This is a genomic window from Stutzerimonas stutzeri, assembly GCF_000935215.1.
GTDB lineage: Bacteria > Pseudomonadota > Gammaproteobacteria > Pseudomonadales > Pseudomonadaceae > Stutzerimonas.
Map to the genome: position 1 here is coordinate 1 of NZ_JXXD01000153.1, position 17,467 is coordinate 17,467.

Annotated in this window: 17 protein-coding genes and 1 tRNA gene; 11 read left to right on the forward strand and 7 right to left on the reverse strand. The window is 62.3% G+C overall.

Annotated elements, in window-relative coordinates:
- Nucleotides 1–276: hypothetical protein (locus tag LO50_RS16015; RefSeq protein ID WP_044315618.1), on the forward strand; the 276-nt coding region annotated here is incomplete at its 5' end.
- A gap of 171 nt (nt 277–447) precedes the next feature.
- Here LO50_RS16015 and LO50_RS16020 read toward each other — a convergent pair.
- Nucleotides 448–1,311 (reverse strand): DUF6279 family lipoprotein, encoded by an 864-nt coding sequence (locus LO50_RS16020; RefSeq protein ID WP_044315619.1) that lies wholly within the window; start codon nt 1,309–1,311, stop codon nt 448–450.
- A 178-nt stretch (nt 1,312–1,489) separates the two neighbouring features.
- Between LO50_RS16020 and LO50_RS16025 the strand changes: the two genes are divergently transcribed.
- Nucleotides 1,490–1,678, forward strand: coding sequence for a hypothetical protein (locus LO50_RS16025; RefSeq protein WP_023445018.1), 189 nt, complete (start codon nt 1,490–1,492; stop codon nt 1,676–1,678).
- A 30-nt stretch (nt 1,679–1,708) separates the two neighbouring features.
- Here the strand turns inward: LO50_RS16025 and LO50_RS16030 are convergent, their stop codons facing one another.
- The 4 genes from LO50_RS16030 to LO50_RS16045 all read right to left on the reverse strand — a co-directional run bounded on the left by LO50_RS16030 (nt 1,709) and on the right by LO50_RS16045 (nt 4,212).
- Nucleotides 1,709–2,257 carry a hypothetical protein gene (locus LO50_RS16030; RefSeq protein WP_044315620.1) on the reverse strand — a complete coding sequence of 183 codons (549 nt, stop codon included), beginning with the start codon at nt 2,255–2,257 and terminating at the stop codon, nt 1,709–1,711.
- Nucleotides 2,258–2,335: 78 nt separating this feature from the next.
- Entirely contained in the window at nt 2,336–3,106 is a 771-nt protein-coding gene (locus tag LO50_RS16035) for an ABC transporter substrate-binding protein (RefSeq protein ID WP_044315621.1), read from the reverse strand.
- 122 nt (nt 3,107–3,228) lie between these two features.
- Nucleotides 3,229–3,954: an RNA pseudouridine synthase gene (locus tag LO50_RS16040; protein WP_041013500.1), complete on the reverse strand. Its 726-nt coding sequence runs from the start codon at nt 3,952–3,954 to the stop codon at nt 3,229–3,231.
- 78 nt (nt 3,955–4,032) lie between these two features.
- Nucleotides 4,033–4,212: a hypothetical protein gene (locus LO50_RS16045; protein ID WP_014819814.1), complete on the reverse strand. Its 180-nt coding sequence runs from the start codon at nt 4,210–4,212 to the stop codon at nt 4,033–4,035.
- A 181-nt stretch (nt 4,213–4,393) separates the two neighbouring features.
- Here LO50_RS16045 and LO50_RS16050 point away from each other — a divergent pair, with 181 nt between their 5' ends.
- From LO50_RS16050 to LO50_RS16060, 3 genes are all read left to right on the forward strand, one after another.
- Nucleotides 4,394–5,542 carry a PQQ-dependent sugar dehydrogenase gene (locus tag LO50_RS16050; RefSeq protein ID WP_044315622.1) on the forward strand — a complete coding sequence of 383 codons (1,149 nt, stop codon included), beginning with the start codon at nt 4,394–4,396 and terminating at the stop codon, nt 5,540–5,542.
- 166 nt (nt 5,543–5,708) lie between these two features.
- Entirely contained in the window at nt 5,709–8,039 is a 2,331-nt protein-coding gene (locus LO50_RS16055; RefSeq protein ID WP_044315623.1) for a glucose/quinate/shikimate family membrane-bound PQQ-dependent dehydrogenase, read from the forward strand.
- A gap of 41 nt (nt 8,040–8,080) precedes the next feature.
- The gene (locus LO50_RS16060) at nt 8,081–8,917 is read left to right on the forward strand and encodes a CvfB family protein (protein WP_044315624.1); all 837 of its coding nucleotides are present in this window, start codon (nt 8,081–8,083) and stop codon (nt 8,915–8,917) included.
- Between the two features lie 42 nt (nt 8,918–8,959).
- Here LO50_RS16060 and LO50_RS16065 read toward each other — a convergent pair whose 3' ends face one another.
- Both LO50_RS16065 and LO50_RS16070 read right to left on the reverse strand, forming a co-directional pair.
- Nucleotides 8,960–9,541, reverse strand: a complete 582-nt coding sequence (locus tag LO50_RS16065) for a DUF488 domain-containing protein (RefSeq protein ID WP_023445012.1) — start codon at nt 9,539–9,541, stop codon at nt 8,960–8,962.
- Between the two features lie 2 nt (nt 9,542–9,543).
- On the reverse strand, nt 9,544–9,756 hold the full coding sequence (locus tag LO50_RS16070; protein ID WP_003301215.1) for a hypervirulence associated TUDOR domain-containing protein: 213 nt from the start codon (nt 9,754–9,756) through the stop codon (nt 9,544–9,546).
- A gap of 535 nt (nt 9,757–10,291) precedes the next feature.
- Between LO50_RS16070 and LO50_RS16075 the strand changes: the two genes are divergently transcribed.
- The 6 genes from LO50_RS16075 to LO50_RS16100 all read left to right on the forward strand — a co-directional run bounded on the left by LO50_RS16075 (nt 10,292) and on the right by LO50_RS16100 (nt 17,396).
- Nucleotides 10,292–12,370 (forward strand): glycoside hydrolase family 5 protein, encoded by a 2,079-nt coding sequence (locus LO50_RS16075; protein WP_044315625.1) that lies wholly within the window; start codon nt 10,292–10,294, stop codon nt 12,368–12,370.
- 445 nt (nt 12,371–12,815) lie between these two features.
- Nucleotides 12,816–13,598, forward strand: a complete 783-nt coding sequence (locus tag LO50_RS16080; RefSeq protein ID WP_044315626.1) for a hypothetical protein — start codon at nt 12,816–12,818, stop codon at nt 13,596–13,598.
- Nucleotides 13,595–14,020 (forward strand): phage holin family protein, encoded by a 426-nt coding sequence (locus tag LO50_RS16085; RefSeq protein ID WP_014819822.1) that lies wholly within the window; start codon nt 13,595–13,597, stop codon nt 14,018–14,020. The genes LO50_RS16080 and LO50_RS16085 overlap by 4 nt, the downstream gene beginning before the upstream one ends.
- Nucleotides 14,017–14,775 carry a DUF3618 domain-containing protein gene (locus LO50_RS16090; RefSeq protein ID WP_044315627.1) on the forward strand — a complete coding sequence of 253 codons (759 nt, stop codon included), beginning with the start codon at nt 14,017–14,019 and terminating at the stop codon, nt 14,773–14,775. The genes LO50_RS16085 and LO50_RS16090 overlap by 4 nt, the downstream gene beginning before the upstream one ends.
- An 84-nt stretch (nt 14,776–14,859) precedes the next feature.
- Nucleotides 14,860–14,935, forward strand: a tRNA-Thr gene (locus tag LO50_RS16095).
- Between the two features lie 499 nt (nt 14,936–15,434).
- Nucleotides 15,435–17,396, forward strand: a complete 1,962-nt coding sequence (locus LO50_RS16100) for a methyl-accepting chemotaxis protein (RefSeq protein WP_044315628.1) — start codon at nt 15,435–15,437, stop codon at nt 17,394–17,396.
- Nucleotides 17,397–17,467 lie beyond the last annotated feature (71 nt).

A 17,467-nucleotide genomic window follows, 5' to 3' on the forward strand; every position in this document is an offset into this window, starting at 1 on the left:
CAGTTCGCTCTGCCGGAGGCGCTTGGCTTGCTGCGCGAGGTGCGCAAGCGGCCGCTGACCGGCGAGATGCTGGCGGTGTCCGCGGTCGATCCGTTCAATCAGCTCGGCACCCTGTTACCGGGCTCCAGGGTGCCGGCTCTGGCGGCTAACCGGATCCTGTTTCGCGACGGGCTGCCGGTGGCTGTGCTGGCGGCGGGCAAGCCGCAATGGCTGGTCGAACTGGACGAGGATGCCCAGCGCGAGGCGCGCCGCCTGCTGACGCCAGCCAGACGCTGAGTAGTTAGTAGCCTGTTTGGTACGTTCAGTTGGTAAATTTCGGCGCCCATGGCTCCGATACTGTGTTGCTGCTCCTTGTCATAGCATCACTATGACTCGTCGCAGCGCCTTGCCTCGCAGCTATGTTCATCCGAACTTGCCTCAACCCACTCACCGCCCAGGCACCAGGGATCAGGCTGTCGGCGCCAGGCATTTCAGGTCGCTGAAGTCGGTGCGCAGCTGCGCCAGGCGCCCGCTGAGGTGGGTCCGCTGCCCTTCGTCGGCAAGGCGGTAGAGGTCGGCCACCAGGTCCAGTCCGGCCTGCTCGGCACGCTGCAACGCGGCCTGGTCGTTCGTACTCAGCAACGCCTCGCGCTCCTGCAGCAGCTGTGCGATGCGGTCATCGAAATCGTCGCGGTGGCGTTGCTCGACCGCGGCCAACAGCAGCTCTTGCCAGCGCTCGCGGTTGTTCAGCCAGCGGCTGTTCTGCTCGTTCAGGGCGTGAGACCAGAGCAGCACACGTTGACGCTGGGCCGCGTTCAACTGGCCGAGCCAGTACTGCAGGCGCTCCTGCATGCGCTCGGCGCGCTCGCGAATCTGCCGGTCCAGCGGCGGAGCCAGGTATTTCTCCCGGTACTCCTCTCGGTTTTCCTCTAGCGCGTTGCGCAGTTCGGCGACCTGCTTGTCGCTCAGGGCACGCAGCAGGTCCGTTGCGGTGGGGGTGATCTCTACGGCAACGCTGTGCATGGCGTCGCGGACGTCGCGGTACTGTGGTTCAAGATCGCGGCGATCGAGCTGGCCGCCAGCAGTTTCACGCTCAAGCTGTTCGAGGTTGGCCAGCAGTTCCGGCAATTGCGTGCTGCAGTGCCAGGCCAGGTGCTCGCGCAGGCGTTCGCGCAGCTCGTCCTTCTGACGGTTATCGAGGTCGAGATAGTCGTTGAGCGTCCAGGGCACGACCATGTCGAGGTTGCGATAGACCAGGGTGGCGCGGCTGCAGCCGTTCAACAGCGTGGCGCAGAGCAGGGTCAGCAGGAGCAGGCTGGCAATGGGGCGCATCGTCTTTCCTCGAGCGTCGGCGGCTGTTCTGTAGAGCCACGGCAGCGCCGGGGGTTCGGCTGGCGGACCGTTTCGTCGGTGCCAGCGAGCAAAGGCGGCTGGCCTGTGGTCTTCCCTACATGGAGTCGTTCTGACGATATGGGACGGCCGACTTACCCAGCAGCAGTGGAGAAAAGCCATGACCTCTCAGATCAAGCACCTCAGCGGCGAAGACGTACCCAAGGCCTGGCGCCCGACCTGGGTCGTGTGCTGGGTAGTGGAGCTGAACGGCACCATCGTCGGTGGCCCCTACGCCACCGAACAGGAAGCGCGTGCGGTGGCCGATGGCGACGAGGAGCCGCGGATCTCGCAGACCCCGGCGCCCTGAAACGGTGATCCCAGGCGCCTGGGCCCGTAACTAGCGGGACTGTTCCAGGCAGTGCTGCGGGCAGGGCGCCTGATACGGGACCGATGGCGGTGGCGGAGCGACCAGCTGATTCACCAGTTCCAGTGATTTATCGAAGGATGGATAGCCGCTGCGCGCGACATCCAGCTCGCCGTAGGCGTCGCGGTAGCGTTCCGCGCGATCCTCGTCTGCTTCGTTGAGCAGGTACGGCTCGTGATAGATCTTGTAGAGCAGCGCCACCGCATGGGGGTGGCCCTTGCGCTTGGCCTTCTCCAACAGGTCGAGCACTTCCGATGGCTCCGGGCCTTGGCGAATCAGCAGCAGGGCCTGATAGAACTCAGTCTCGCCGCGCCGATCCAGCTTCGCACTGCGATCGAGCAGCGCCTGGGCAAGTTCGTAGCTGTCTTCGTCGCCGATCGAAATCAGAATCTTCGCCTGCATCAGGTCATTCTGGTACAGCAGCCGTTCGGCACGACATTGGTCGTTCCAGACGCGGTCGCAGGATTGAGTGGCGCAGCCGCCGAGGGTCAATAGCAGGCTGACCAGCAGTGCCTTTTTCATGGCTGAATTGGTACTCCGTTCTCTTTTCGCCAGTATGAGCCGTGCCAGCTTCGATTCGCCAGTGGCGCTTACGTTCGCTCAATAATTGGGGCAGGGCGCGCTCATCTCTTGCAGGCCGTAGCGCCTGAGCAGGGTCTGCCAGCGCGCGCTGTGCGGCAGATCGGCGATGAGCTGATGCACGAACTGCGTGGTTTCGGCTGGCAGGCTGGCGGTCATGAGCACATGTCGGTCGAAGACATAGAGCGGGCGTGGCGAAACATGCAGCGGTGCGTCCGGCACCTCTGTCAGGCTGAAGAACAGCCGTGAGGAGCGCGGCATCAACGCGACATCGATGCGCTGGTTGAGCAGCTTGTTCAGATTCTGCAGATCGTTGTGCACGTCTTCGCGCTGGATCAGGCCCTTGTCGATGTCGCCTTCCAGCGCCCGGTAGAGATGCCCGAGCACGCCGCCCAGACGCAGGCCATGCAGGGACTTCGGGCCGTCATAGTCGACCGGCTTGTCGTTGTGGGACACGAAGTCCTGGATGTCGCACAGCAGAGGCCGAGTCCAGCTGGCGCCGGCGGTGAGGCGCTCGGGAAAGAAGTCCGGCGTGGCCCATAGGAGGATGCCGGGCTCCTTGTCCTCGAGGCGTGCATCGAGACGTTTGCGCGGCAACTGGGTCAGCTGGAAGTGATAGCGGTCCTGGTTGGTCGGATGCTCGTTGAGCAACTGCACCAGTGCTTCGGAGAGCCCGGGGTTCTGCCCCGAGGCAAAGGGCGGCGAGGGTTGGTAAGCCCATACGGCGACAGGCTCGGCAGCCAGGATGCTCAGCGGGAAAACGGTCAGCAGCAGGAGCATCAGTTTCTGCATCGCGGTCCTGTCTTGAGTGAGAGCGTCGTCGTGGCGAATTGCCGCTTAAGACTGATTCAGCAGGGCAGGTAAAGCAAGCGTGCTCCGCCAGCCGGTGCTGGCGATGGCGTGCGGGTGCGGCGTCAGAAGCGCTCGTGTTCGCCGACAAAACGCCACTGGCCGGCCGGTAGTTTGGCCATGGACAGGCGGCCGATGCGAATGCGTTTGCAGGCCAGCACCGTCAGCCCGATGGCTTCGCAGAGCAGGCGGACCTCGCCGGGCGCGGGTTCCTTGATCACCAGGCGCAGACGGTTTTCGCTCTGCCAGCTGACCTTGGCCTTGGGCAGGATCTTGCCGCGGTGGCCAATGCCCTTGGCGAGTAGGGCCAGCCCGTTTTCTTCGGCTTCGCCGCTCACTTCGACGACGTATTCCTGCTCCAGCTTGTCGCGCGTGCTGGTGAGCAGGCGGATCACTTCGCGTTGCTGGCTGAAGACGGTCAGCCCACTGGCGTCGGCGTCCAGTGGCAGCAACAGGTTCTGCTGGAGCAGATGACGCTGCAACGCTTCATTGCGGCTGGGGTCGTCGCTCCAGTGCTCGCTGGCCTGCAGTACGCGGCGGGTGCTGTCGACGTCGGCATCGATCACCAGCCCGGCCGGTTTGTGCAGCAGCAGCGTCACAGGCGTGATTTCCTTCGCGGTAGCGCCGGCCTGCAGTTCGACACGCTGTTCAGGTCGCACCTTGATGAAAGGCGCTTCGACCAGTTCTCCGTCGACCGTTACCCAACCACCCTCGATATACAGCTCGGCCTCGCGCCGGGAACAGCCGAGTTGCTCGGCGAGGCGTTTGGCAAGGCGTACGGGGTCGGTCATGGTGCGCTCGGAGACGAGAAAGGAGGGGGTAGAACGCGGCGAGCCATGATAAAGCCGGCTCGCCGAAGGCGGTTCAGATCACTTCTTGCTGATGGTGATCTGGCGGGAAGGACCGTTGGTCTGGCCACTCACACCGTTGGGGATGGTCTGGACTTCGCCGCCTGCCTTGATGAAAGCGGCCATTTGCGCAGCGAGGGACTGGCTGGTTTCGGTGGCGGGTTCGGGCTTGCGCTTGGCGCTGGTGGTTTTAGTGGCCATGGATCGCTTTTCCTTTAATCAGTCGAACCGGGCATTATACAGATTTGATCAAAATTTGTTCAGGTTTTTGCAGGCCGTCATTTCTTGAAGCGTTTTTGCAACCACTCAGCGAGCCGCCTGGTCTTCAATTAGCCGCGAAAGCGAGTTTCTCGACGCCGGATCATCACCTGAGAGGAAGACCATGCTGCGCCATGCCATTCGCACCACGCTCTGTGGTTTTGCCATCGCCGCTTCGCTGCAGGCTGTCGCCGAAACTGAACGTCATTCCAGCGAGGCCGGGCCGGTAACGGTCAAGGAGATCGCCAGCGGCCTTGAAAACGCCTGGGCACTGGCCTTCCTGCCGGACGGCAAGCGCATGCTGGTGACCGAACGGCCTGGCCGCCTGCGCGTGATCGGCCTGGACGGCAGCCTCTCCGAGCCGCTTGCTGGCGTGCCGGAGGTCTTTGCCCGCTCCCAGGGTGGTTTGCTCGACGTGCGATTGTCGCCGGACTTCGATAAGGACCGCCTGGTCTACCTGACCTATGCCGAGGCCGGTGAGCAGGGCAAGGCTGGAACGGCGGTCGGTCGTGGCCGGCTGAGTGACGATGACACACGGCTGGAGAACTTCGAGGTTATCTTCCGTCAGCTGCCGAAGCTATCCACCGGGGTGCACTTCGGCTCGCGGCTGGTGTTCGACGGCAAGGGACACCTGTTCGTCGCGCTCGGCGAAAACAATCAGCGGCCGACCTCGCAGGACCTCGACAAGCATCAGGGCAAGGTGGTGCGCATCAGCCTGGACGGCAGTGTGCCTGAGGACAACCCCTTTGTCGGCCAGGACGGCGTGCGGCCGGAAATCTGGTCCTACGGCCATCGCAACCAGCAGGGCGCCGCACTCAACCCCTGGAGCGGCGTGCTCTGGACCCACGAACATGGGCCGCGCGGCGGTGACGAGGTCAACATTCCCCAGGCCGGCAAGAACTACGGCTGGCCGCTGGCAACCCACGGCATCAACTACAGCATGCTGCCGATTCCTGAAGCCGAAGGCGAAACCGTCGAGGGCACCGAGCCGCCGCACCACGTCTGGAAAAAATCGCCGGGCGTCAGTGGGATGGCGTTCTACGATGCCGAGCGCTTCCCCGGCTGGCAGCACAGTCTGTTCATCGGCGCGCTGGTGGATCAGTCGCTGATACGCCTGCAGCTCGACGGCGACCGCGTGGTTGGTGAGGAACGCCTGCTCAAGGACCTCGGTGCGCGCATCCGCGACGTACGCCTTGGGCCCGACGGTTACCTCTATGTGCTGACCGATGCGGGCAATGGCAAGTTGCTTCAGGTTGGCCTGGACACCCAGTAAGTCTCACCTGGCGGGGTTACCGGCCCCGTCTTGCCAAGTCACATCGCGCCAATCGCACCTTTGCACGGAGCATTCCCGCTCGTCGCCTGTCCCACTCTCATGATGGCCAGCCCTGCTGGCCGTCGCAGTGTGGTGATTTGAATAACAAGATCGAGGGAGACAGGCCGTGGCTGTGGTCATCAGCGGAGTGTTCTGCATCATCGTCGGGCTCGCGCTCGGTGCAGGGGGAGCGAAGGTCGTCAGCCTTGGCGGTACCTGGTATTTCGCCATCGTCGCGGCAGGGTTTCTGCTGACCGGGGTCATGCTGCTGATGCGCCGCCGCGCGGCGCTTTGGGTTTACGCGCTGCTGATGCTCGGGGCGCTCGGTTGGGCTCTGTACGAAGTGGGGCTGGACTGGTGGCAACTGGCGCCGCGCGGCAGCATCATCGCGCCGCTCGGGTTGTGGCTGCTGACGCCCGGGATCGCGCAGCGGCTGGGCTGGCAGCACTTCGGTTTTCGCGCCTGGGGCGGCGCCGCGCTGCCGCTGACGCTGGCGGTCGTGCTCTGGGGCGCAGCAGCGGTGTACGCCGTTGGGCACGACAGTCACGACATCAAGGGCATGCTGCCGCCGCCTTTGGCCGAAGCGCCTGCCATGGACCAAGCCGTGCCGGCCGGCGACTGGCACGCTTACGGACGCAGCCAGCAGGGCCAGCGCTACTCGCCGCTGGCACAGATCACGCCGCACAACGTCGAGCGGCTGGAGCCGGTGTGGCATTACCAGACCGGGGATCTGCGCGGTCCGGACGATCCGGATGAAACCACCTACGAAGTCACCCCGCTCAAGGTCGATGACAGCCTGTACCTGTGCACGCCGCACAATCTGGTCATCGCGCTGGATGCCGAAACCGGCGAGGAGCGCTGGCGCTTCGATCCCGAGGTGCCGCATTCGGTCAACCGCCAGCACCTGACCTGCCGCGGGCTTTCCTACCATGCAGCGCCGCCGGCGACCGAGGGCCAGACCTGTCGGCAGCGCCTGTTCATGCCAACCGCCGATGCCAGGCTGATCGCGCTGGATGCGAAGACCGGGGAGGTTTGCCCCGGCTTCGGCGACAACGGCGCGGTGGATCTCTGGGCGAACATGCCCCACGTGAAGGAAGGCTTCTACTATTCCACGTCGCCGCCGGTGGTCGCGCGTGATCGGGTGATCGTCGGCGGAGCGGTGAATGACAACGTTCGCGCCAACGAGCCGTCCGGCGTCATCCGTGCCTATGACGTCTATACCGGCGAGCTGAAATGGAACTGGGACCCGGGCAATCCGGATGAAACGGCCCCGATCGCCGCCGGGCAGACCTACAGCGCGAGCAGCCCGAACAGCTGGAGCATTTCCAGTGCGGACGAGGCGCTGGGGCTGATCTACGTGCCTCTGGGCAATCAGGTGCCGGATCAGTGGGGCGGTAAGCGCAGCGAGAACAGCGAGCGTTTTTCCTCCTCAATCGTCGCCCTCGATCTGGATAGCGGCCAGCTGCGCTGGGTCTTCCAGACCGTGCGCCATGACCTCTGGGACATGGACGTACCGGCGCAGCCGAGCCTGATCGACATCCAGACCGAGGAGGGTCCGGTGCCCGCGCTGGTGGCGCCGACCAAGCAGGGCGACATCTATGTACTCGACCGTCGCACGGGCGAGCCGGTCCTGCCGGTGCGCGAGGTGCCTGCACCGCAGGGCGCGGCCACGGGTGACTGGGTCGCCAGGACGCAGCCTGTGTCGGCACTGACCTACGAGCCGCCGAAGCTGCAGGGCAAGGACCTATGGGGCGCCACGCTGATCGATCAGATGATGTGCCACATCCAGTTCCATTCCCTGCGCTATGAAGGGCGCTACACGCCGCCTTCCACCGAGGGCACGCTGGTCTACCCGGGCAACTTCGGCGTATTCAACTGGGGTGGCGTGGCCGTCGACCCGGTGCGGCAGATGGTCTTCAGCACGCCGGCTTATCTGGCTTTCACTTCAAAGCTGATTCCTCGAGAGGACGCCGAGACGACCTACGTATCCGAGCAGGAGCCGTTCCTCAACGAGAATTTCGGTTCGCCGTTTGCGGTGGAGCTGAAGGCATTCGTTTCGCCCATCGGCCTGCCGTGCACTGCGCCGCCGTGGGGCTACGTGGCTGGCGCCGATCTGCGCACCGGCAAGACCCATTGGCTGCGCAAGAACGGCACGGTGCGCGACCGTTCGCCGATTCCGCTGCCATTCAAGATGGGCGTGCCGAGCCTTGGCGGGCCGATGCTCACCGCCTGTGGCGTCGCGTTCTTGAGCGGCACGCTTGACTACTACCTGCGTGCCTACGATGTCAGTACCGGCCGCGAACTATGGAAAGCGCGTCTGCCGGCCGGCGGCCAGGCCACGCCGATGACCTACGAGAGCCGCTCGGGTCGGCAGATGGTCGTGGTGGTTGCCGGCGGGCATGGCTCGCTGGGTACCAAAGCCGGTGATTCGGTGATCGCCTATGCATTGCCACGCTGACAGGCGCTAGAATCGCCGCCTTTATATTCGGGACCGCCCACATGGCCGCAATCGGACGTTACAACAGCCTGCAGATCGTCAAGCACACCGGTTTCGGCCTCTATCTGGACGGCGGCCCGGACGGCGAAATCCTGCTGCCCAACCGCTACATCCCCAAGGACATGCCGACCGAGGTGGATGACTGGCTGAACGTCTTCATCTACCTCGACAGCGAGGACAAGCTGATCGCCACCACCGAGAAGCCCAAGGTGCAGGTCGGTGAATTCGCCAGTCTGAAGGTGGCCGAGATCAACCGGGTCGGATTGTTTCTCGACTGGGGACTACCCAAGGACCTGCTCTTGCCGCACTCGGAAGAGAAGCGGCCGCTGCAGGTGGGTGATTACTGCGTGGTCTACGTCTACATCGACAAGCGCACCCGGCGCATTACCGCCACGGCGCGACTGGACCGCTATCTGGACAAGACCCCGGCGAACTACAAGGTAGGAGAAGCGGTGGACCTGCTGATCGTCGAAGCGACCGATCTCGGTTTCAAGGCGATCATCAACGGCCAGCACTGGGGCCTGATTCACAAGAACGAGGCGTTCAAGTTTCTCCGTGGCGGCATGCGCGAGCGCGGCTACATCAAGGAACTGCGGCCCGACGGCAAGATCAGCCTGAGCCTGCAGCCGGTGGGCAGCGAAGCGACCGATGCGCTGCAGGCGTTGATCCTGCAGAAGCTGGAAGAAAACCAGGGCTCGCTGGATGTCAGCGACAAGAGCCCGGCCGAGGAAATTGCACGTCGCTTCGGCGTCAGCAAGGGCAACTTCAAGAAGGCCATCGGTGGTCTTTACAAGCAGGGCCGCATCGTCATCCACCCGGATCGCATCGAACGCATCTGAGCCAACCCCATAGGGGTGGTCACAATGACCACCCGGTGGCCGCTACAGATCCAGATTGATCTGCCCGCTGCCGACTTCCTTTCTCAGCGACTCGCCTTTGCCCTCCGCATAGCTCAACTGCCCGTCGACCAGGCGGGCAGGGGCGGTGAACGGGTGGGCGGCCGGCGGCTTCTCGTCCTGGATATGCAGGACTTCGATGCCGCGTATTTTCAACACGTCCGAAACCAGCGAACGATGGCAGCGCCACCAGAGCACCTCGGCGCACATCATTGCCGTACGTCGGTGTGCCGCCATTTCCAGTAGGCGCTGCAGACCGCGGTTGAATTCATCGCTGCGCAAATGATCGGCATAGCCGCGAAAGGAGCTGTTGCGCCAGGCCAGGCTTGGCGAATCCTTCAGAGGTCGTCGTCTGCCGCCCAGCTCTTCGATCCATTGATAGTGCAGCCCGTGCGCTTCCAGACCTTCGCGCAGCGCTGCCTCGCCGAACTGCGGCAATCGCCGTGAGCCGGGAAAGCGGCGGACGTCGGCGATGGCCTCGATCTGATGGTGGCGCAGTATCTCGATCAGATGCTCCAGAGAGCGCGTCGAGTGGCCGATGGTCCACACCGTGGCTGGCTGAGCCATGCTCAGCTCAGCTTCCTGAGTGCTGACTCTTTATGCATCGCTACATGGTCGGTCTTGTCGCTCTTGATCTCGTATTGCGGAGCATCCGGGCTGGCGCGCCGTGTGCGGCCCATGAATTCGGTGTCAGCCGTGTGCACGCGGGTGATGTGGCCACTGACCCGTCCTGCTTCCGAGTTCCAGCTGACGTGATCGCCCACTTTGTACTTATGGCTCATGGTGCCTCCGTTTCATTGTTCGGTAAGGCATCCGACAGTCATCTGCCGACGAAGATCGGTTACCTCCAGCAGCCAGTTTCTTAGCCCCTAACAGACGGCTATCAGCTCCTCTGCTATATACCGTTCGTCGGCAAGCTTGATAGCGGTTAATCCCGCTAAAGATCACCAAAGTTCAAAAAGCCGACGCTGATTTTGGCGCCAGGCAACCAACTAGGGCGGTTAAACGTAATATCAATTCGACAGCTATCGCCATATGAGTAATGGCAACTTAATGTTATTTGCTCTGTATGGCGTTTTTCTGGCGATCTATTACTGACAAAAAAATTTCCATTAATTTTTTGAACCTATTATAAAGCCGCCACGCAAGACGATTTACCGGTTTGTTCAGGGGGTGGACGGCGGGAAATTTCTTGTTGAAACGGTTCGTTTGTTGTGACACCGCGGCCCTCCTCAAGAGCAACGCCCCACGACTTATCGACCTCCCGTCACTTTTTAAAGGCTCGGCCTTTGAAGTAGTAAGTTCCGGAGAGACTCAATGTCCACCAACCTGTTTTCCGGTGCCCGCAAGGCACTCGTCGCTTCCATCGCCGCCGCTGTTCTTCTGGGTGGCGTCACTGTTGTAACCACGCCTTATGCCGCTGCATCCACGGTTGCCGCTGTATCGGTTTCCGCCAAGATCAACGCTTTCACCAACACCGATTGGCTGAACGGTGTCTGGCGCACCGGCGCCGGCTTCTCGATCCCGGCTACCTCGGCAAACCGCACCGCGTTCGTGGCCGGCGTTTCGGTACGACTGGCAGACGGTCAGGTACGCAAGATCAGCCGCGCGCAGATCGTCGGCAGCAACATGAGCGTCTTTCTGGAAGGTGCAAAACTGGACGGCAACAAGGTTGGCGCACCGCAGGTGGTCACCATCGGTAGTACGGCCGTAACGGCGCCTGTAACTTCCACCGCTCCGGTCACTTCACCGACTACCGTTGCTGCACACTCGACCAGCATCAATGCATTCACTAATACCGATTGGCTCAATGGGGTATGGCGCAAGTCGCCGGGCTTCTCCATTCCGGCCAGCGATGCCAACAAGGCTGCGTTCAAAGTTGGTGCGTCGGCAAAACTGGCGGATGGCCAGGTTCGCAAAGTTACCCAGGTACAAGTTGTCGGCGCCAATATGAGCGTCTATCTGGAAGGTCCGGCAGTTAACGGGAGTGTGGTCGGCGCACCTAACAAGTTGTCGCTGGCGACAACCTCTACTACCAGCCCGGCTCCGGCGCCTACTGCTCCGACTAACTCAGTCATCGCGACCAGTAACCTGAACAACTACACCAATACTCATTGGTTGAACGGTATGTTCCGCACTGCCGCCGCCTTCTCTATTCAGGCAAGCAGCGCCAACGTGGCAGCGTTCAAGACTGGCGCTGTGGTGAAGCTCGCTGACGGCCAGACCCGCAAGGTGCTGCGCACTCAGCTGGTTGGCAGCAACATGAGCGTCTTTCTCGACGGCGCTGTGATCAATGGCACCACGCTGGGTTATCCGAAGACCATCTCGGTAGTAAGCACATCGACCAGCACTCCGTCGTCTCCGGCTCTGACTACTCCGCCAGTAGAAGCAGCACCGGCTCCGGCGCCTACCGCACCTGACACCACCAATGGCAAGCCGCTGCTGGTTGGCGTTAACCTGTCCGGCGCGGGTTTCGGCCCGTCGGTTGTTCCGGGCAAGCATGGCACCAACTACACCTACCCGGCCGAGTCTTACTACAAGAAGTACTCCGACCTGGGCATGCCGCTGGTTCGCCTGCCGTTCCTCTGGGAGCGTATCCAGCCCAAGCTGAACTCTCCGCTGAATGCCGAGGAGTTCGCCCGCCTGAAGCAGTCGCTGGACTTCGCGCAGAAGCACAACGTCAAGGTGATTCTCGATCTGCACAACTACTACCGTTACTACGGCAAGCTGATCGGCTCCAACGAAGTGCCCATCAGTTCCTTCGCTGCGGTGTGGAAGCAGATCGTACAGCAGGTGGTCAACCATCCTGCCGTCGAGGGCTACGGCCTGATGAACGAGCCGCACTCCACCAATGGGCTCTGGCCGCAAGCTGCCCTGGCTGCTGCTCAGGCAATCCGCACCGTCGACTCCAAGCGCTGGATCTACGTAGCGGGCGATCGCTGGTCGAGCGCCTTCCACTGGCCGCACTACAACACCCAGCTGGTCACCAACCCGTGGATGCGTGATCCGAAGAACAACCTGGTTTATGAAGCGCACATGTACGTGGACAAGGATTTCTCGGGCAACTACTTCGACAAGGCCGAGAAGTTCGACCCGATGATTGGTGTCAATCGCGTTAAGCCCTTCGTCGACTGGCTCAAGCAGAACAAGCTGCGCGGCTACATCGGTGAGCATGGCGTACCGGACTTCTCGCCCTCGGCCATCGTCGCTACCGACAACCTGCTGGCTTACCTGCGTCAGAACTGCATCCCGAGCACCTACTGGGCTGCCGGTCCCTGGTGGGGTGAGTACGCCATGTCCCTGGACGTGAGCAGCGGCAAGTACCGTCCGCAGCTGCCGGTTCTGCAGAAGCACGCCAAAGCCACAAACAGCTGCACCAGCGTCGGTCCGCTGTAACGACAACGATCCAAACAAGAACGGGCCCCAAGGGCCCGTTTTTGCGTTCCTATACTGTATTGGCTGATTACAGCTCGTCGGCTCGCTGCGACGGGGTGATCGCCAACGAGCTGACCCGATGGTCACCATCGCTGTCATTCCCGCCGTTCCGCTTGTTCGACCTTCGCATTCCCCCAAGCCAAGCTGCATGCCGGCTGCGCGCCAATCGCGGGCAGATCGCCACCAGATCTCGCTGTTTCACGTCCTCCCTTTCTGCAGTGCGGCATAGCTGACTCGGTTCTCGAAGCCCCGTACCGCTTGGCCAGAAACACGGAACTCGAAAATTTGGGTCCGGTCACCATTTATGTGCGTACTGAAATCGCACAGCCGCGGAAGCCCGCACTGCTGTGCTTCACGGACCGTGGTCATCCGGCCAAACCCTATGACCCTATAAAAGGTGGACAAAATGACGACACCCGATGAAGAGATCACAGGTTACGGCGGCCAAGCCAGAACCGACGCCAACGCGCAGTCAACGAGCGCTCCCGCTCAACCCACCGGCCAAACAGGCCAGGCTGGCACCACGCAGGCAAGCAGCTCCGCTTCCGCTCCGAGTGCCGAGGAACTCAAGGCAAAGGCGCGCGAAGCTGGCGAGCAGGTCAAGACCCAAGGCAAGGCGCAGCTGGACAGCTACCGCGGTACGGCCGCCGATGAGCTGGAAAAGGTTGCCCAGAGTGCCAAGGCAGCAGCGGCAGAACTTGAAAACCAGGATCGAACTGGCCTTTCCCATTACGTCTCCGACATGGCGCAGAGCATGGTGGACCTGGCCGACAACCTGCGCGGCAAGAGCGTCGATGAGCTGGTGGGCGAGGTGAACCGTCTGGCTCGCAACAATCCTGGTCTGTTCATTGCCGGCAGCGTTGCACTTGGCTTCGGCCTGACTCGTTTCGCCCGCGCGTCCAGCCATCGCGCTGAATCCACAACGCGTGAACCAACGACTGATTACGGCCATTCCGACGCCAGCCGCCCGCATCCGACTTCGCCGCTCGGCGTTCCGGCAGACGTGACCGCCGAGACGCTGCCGAGTCAGTCCGAACTGGACTCGCGCATTTCCAGTGGCGCACCGGGCAGTACCGTCGGCAGCGTAAGCAATGCCGGCATGGCGCCGAACACGGGTAGCAGCAATGGCGTAGGCAGCAACGGCGTTGGCAGCACTGGCAAAGGCACGAACGGAGGGCTTAATCGATGAACGAACAACGCAACCTCAATACGCCTTACGAACCCGGCAACCCCGAGCACGATAATTCGGTCGGCGGTTTGCTACGGCAGCTAACCCGCGAAGTGCCGTCGCTGTTCACCAAGGAACTGGCGCTGGCCAAGGCCGAGCTGAACGAATCGCTGCGTGCCACCAAGGCCGGTGCTGCCAGCGTCGCAACCGGCGGTGCGGTGCTCCTGGCCGGCTTCATCATCCTGCTGATGTCGGCGGTCTACTTCCTCAGCACCATGATGGAACCCTGGCTCGCCGCGTTGATCGTCGGCGTGGTCGTGGTGGTCATCGGCATGATCATGGTCTCGGCCGGCAAGAAGAAGTTCGAAGCCTCTTCGTTCAAACCCGACCGCACCATCCATTCGCTGCAGAAGGATAAAGAAGTCGTAAGGGGGCACGCATGAGCACGCATAACCAGGTAGACGTAGAAGCACAAAAGGACCCCGACACGCTGGAGCGCGAGATCGACCAGCAGCGCGCCGAAATCGGCAACATCGTCCACGCGCTGGAAAGCAAGCTCTCCCCGGGGCAGATGATCGATACCGCGCTCGGCTACGCCAAAGGCGGCGGTGGCGAGTTCCTGCATAACCTCACCGATACCGTTAAGGCCAATCCGGTACCGACGCTGCTCACCTCCATCGGCCTGGTATGGCTGATGGCCGGGCAGAATCGGCGCCCGGACTATAGCGACAGCGCTTCGACCGGTCCGTCGATGACCGACAAGCTCGCCGCCAAGGCATCTGGGCTCAAGCAGCAGGGCACCGGCATCAAGGACAAGGCAGCGCAGATGAGCCATAGCGCCTCCAGCTCACTGGGCAATGCCCGTCATCGCGTCGGTGACTCCAGCCGGCACGCCGCGGAAAGCCTGCGACACACCGCAGACCGTGCACGCGGCGGTTTCACTCAGTTGCTCAACGAGCAACCGCTGGCATTGGGCGCCATGGGCATCGCCCTCGGCGCGTTGCTGGCGGCCTCGGTTCCACCGACCCGTCGTGAAGACGAACTGATGGGCCAGAAGAGCGACGAGCTGACCGGCAAGATCAAGGACAAGGCCCGCGAGGGCTATGCGATGGCCAGCGCCGAAGGCGAGCAATTGGCCGGCCAGGCCAAGCACGACCTCGAACGCGACCACGGCCAGCCTGCATCGCGGCCGCACTGATCGCCTGATGCGGATTGCAGTATCAAGGGCGATGCGCGCGGACTTGAGTCCAATCGCAGAACCCCCGATAATCCGCGGCCTGGCGCCGGTGTAGCTCAGTAGGTAGAGCAGCGCATTCGTAATGCGAAGGTCGCAGGTTCGACTCCTGTCTCCGGCACCAATGAAATCAAAGGGTTAGCTTCGGCTAGCCCTTTTTTGTTTGTGGTGGTTTTGCCGAACCATCCCCTCGTGGTCAACCTCAAGCTGCATTACCTCCTTTCTCGTCCCGCGGGCTTTCAATCAAGGAAGGACTGCGTCGTTGTATAAGGCGTGCTCCCAAATTCCTTCTCGCCAGGCCGGCTAACCCCCGTGGATCTGGACCTGCTCGGCTGTCAGCGGAATTGTGTCCGACAGTCGGCAGTACATTGACGTTAATTTATTGACTTTGGTCAGGGTTATGCGGCTGTGCAACAGAAAGAATGTGCGCCAGTTCAAGACGGTCGCTGATAAGCCCTGTAAGGGCCGTTCGTCCTGCGACGTGCTACAGCATTCAACGCCACGGTTCGACCGACCAATAAACCGAAAAACGCTTCCTCGCGCGTACCGAACGGTACGCGGCGGTTGCGCGCACCCTGCCTTCTGCCACTCGTAACTCCATGACCCGGAGCACTGAGGTACACATGCTTAGAAACATTCCCTTGAGCGCGAAGCTTCTTTTGATCCTCGCGTGTCCTATGCTCGGTTTTCTGTGGCTGGCCAGCCTGTATGTCGCTGACAGCTACGCCACCCTGAGGCAGATGGAGCGCACCGTCGAGGCCAGCGTGGCCGCGCAGAACGTGAGCAGGCTGATCACCGCATTGCAACGTGAGCGTGGTGCGAGCGGCGTCTATCTGGGGAGCCAGGGACGTACCATGGCCCGGCGCCTGCCGGGGATGCGGCAAGCGACTGACGAAGCGTTCAGTGCCGTGCAGGTGCTTGCCAAGCAGGAAGGCTCACAGATCGGGAGCGTCTTGGCCTCGCTCGATGAGCTTCAGGCAACACGTTCGCAAATCGACTCGTTCGCCGTCAGCAACGTCGACTCTGGTGCTCGCTTTACCGGCTACATCAAGGCATTGATCGGCTTTACCCACGAGGTTGAGCGCAGCGTGCAGGACGTCACGCTTGCACGAGCGCTAGGCGGGCTCAATCAGTTCGTCGAGATGAAGGAGCGGGCCGGGCGCGAACGGGCGTTGTTGGGCGTGGTGTTTGGTCAGGACCGGTTCGACGCGGCACTGCTTGCCTCCTTCAGCCGAAACCTGGGTGAATTCTCGGCCTATATGGACGGCTTCCGTCGTGCGGCCTCGGAGCACTTCATCCGTTTGCTGGATGAAAAGCTGCAGCAGCCGAGCGCCGTTGAAGTTGCACGTCTGCAACGTCTGGCTTTTGAGGTGCCGATCGGGCAGAGCCTGGGTATCGACAGCGAGAGCTGGTTCGATACGGCGACCAGCCGGATCGACCTGATGGGTGAGCTGGAGCAGGCCTTGTCGCAGGAAGTGGGCACACTGGCCACTCGGGCTCGCGATGAGGCGAGCAACGCGCTTTGGCTGACGCTCGCTGCGGTGATCATTGCGCTGCTGGTGGTGACCGGCCTTTCCTTCCTGATCATTCGCAACATCAAACTGGCGGTGCAGGATGTGAATCATGCGCTGTTGTCGCTTTCCGCTCGGGATCTGACCGCAACGGCGCACTACGAAGGTAGGGACGAGTTTGGCGAAATCTCGCGCAACCTCAATCTCATGGCCGTCGAGCTCAAGCAGGTCGTCGGCGAGATCAGTAACGCCACCGCGCAGGTGGCCACGGCGGCGGAGGAGTCCTCTGCGGTGACCGTGCAGACAAGCCAGAGCATCGATCGCCAGCGGCAGGGAACCGAGCTGGTGGTTACCGCGATAAACGAGATGAGCGCGACCGTGCGCGACGTTGCGAGAAGCACCAGCGATGCCGCTGAACTCTCGCAGCAGCTCAACGCCAACACTGCGCAAGGCCGGGCCGAAGTCGAGAGCACCATCGAGCTCATTCGCCAGCTGTCGAGCCAGGCCGATCAGACCGCAAGCATTATTGCGGACCTCAAGCGTGAGAGTGATTCGATCTCGTCTGTGCTGGATGTGATTCGCGGCATTGCCGATCAGACCAATCTGCTCGCACTGAACGCGGCTATCGAGGCGGCGCGAGCAGGAGAGCATGGCCGCGGCTTCGCTGTCGTTGCGTCCGAGGTGCGTACGCTTGCCCAGAAGACACAGGAATCCACCGGCAGCATTCAGGACATGATTGCCAATCTCCAGGGCGGGGCTGACCGGGCCGCGCGCTCGATGCAGGAGACGCTCGCCAAGGCTCAGACCGGCTCGAGCAACATCGGCCGTGCCGGTGAGTTGCTGGCGGAGATTGCCGACGGCGTTTCTGCCATCAGTGATCGCAATCTGCAGATTGCCACGGCGGCGGAGGAGCAGAGCGCGGTGGCCGAAGACATCAATCGCAACGTCGTCGAGATCAACGATGTCGCGATCCAGGTGAGCGCCGGTGCGGAGCAGACAGCGATGACCAGTCTGGAGCTTGCGCGCCTGGCCGAGCAGCAACAGCAGCTCGTTGGTCGGTTCAAGGTCGCTTGACGCGTGCGCCTGCTGAGTTGAGTCCATAAGCCCCGGCCGCAGCTGGCCGAGGTAGCGCGAGCCGAGGGGCG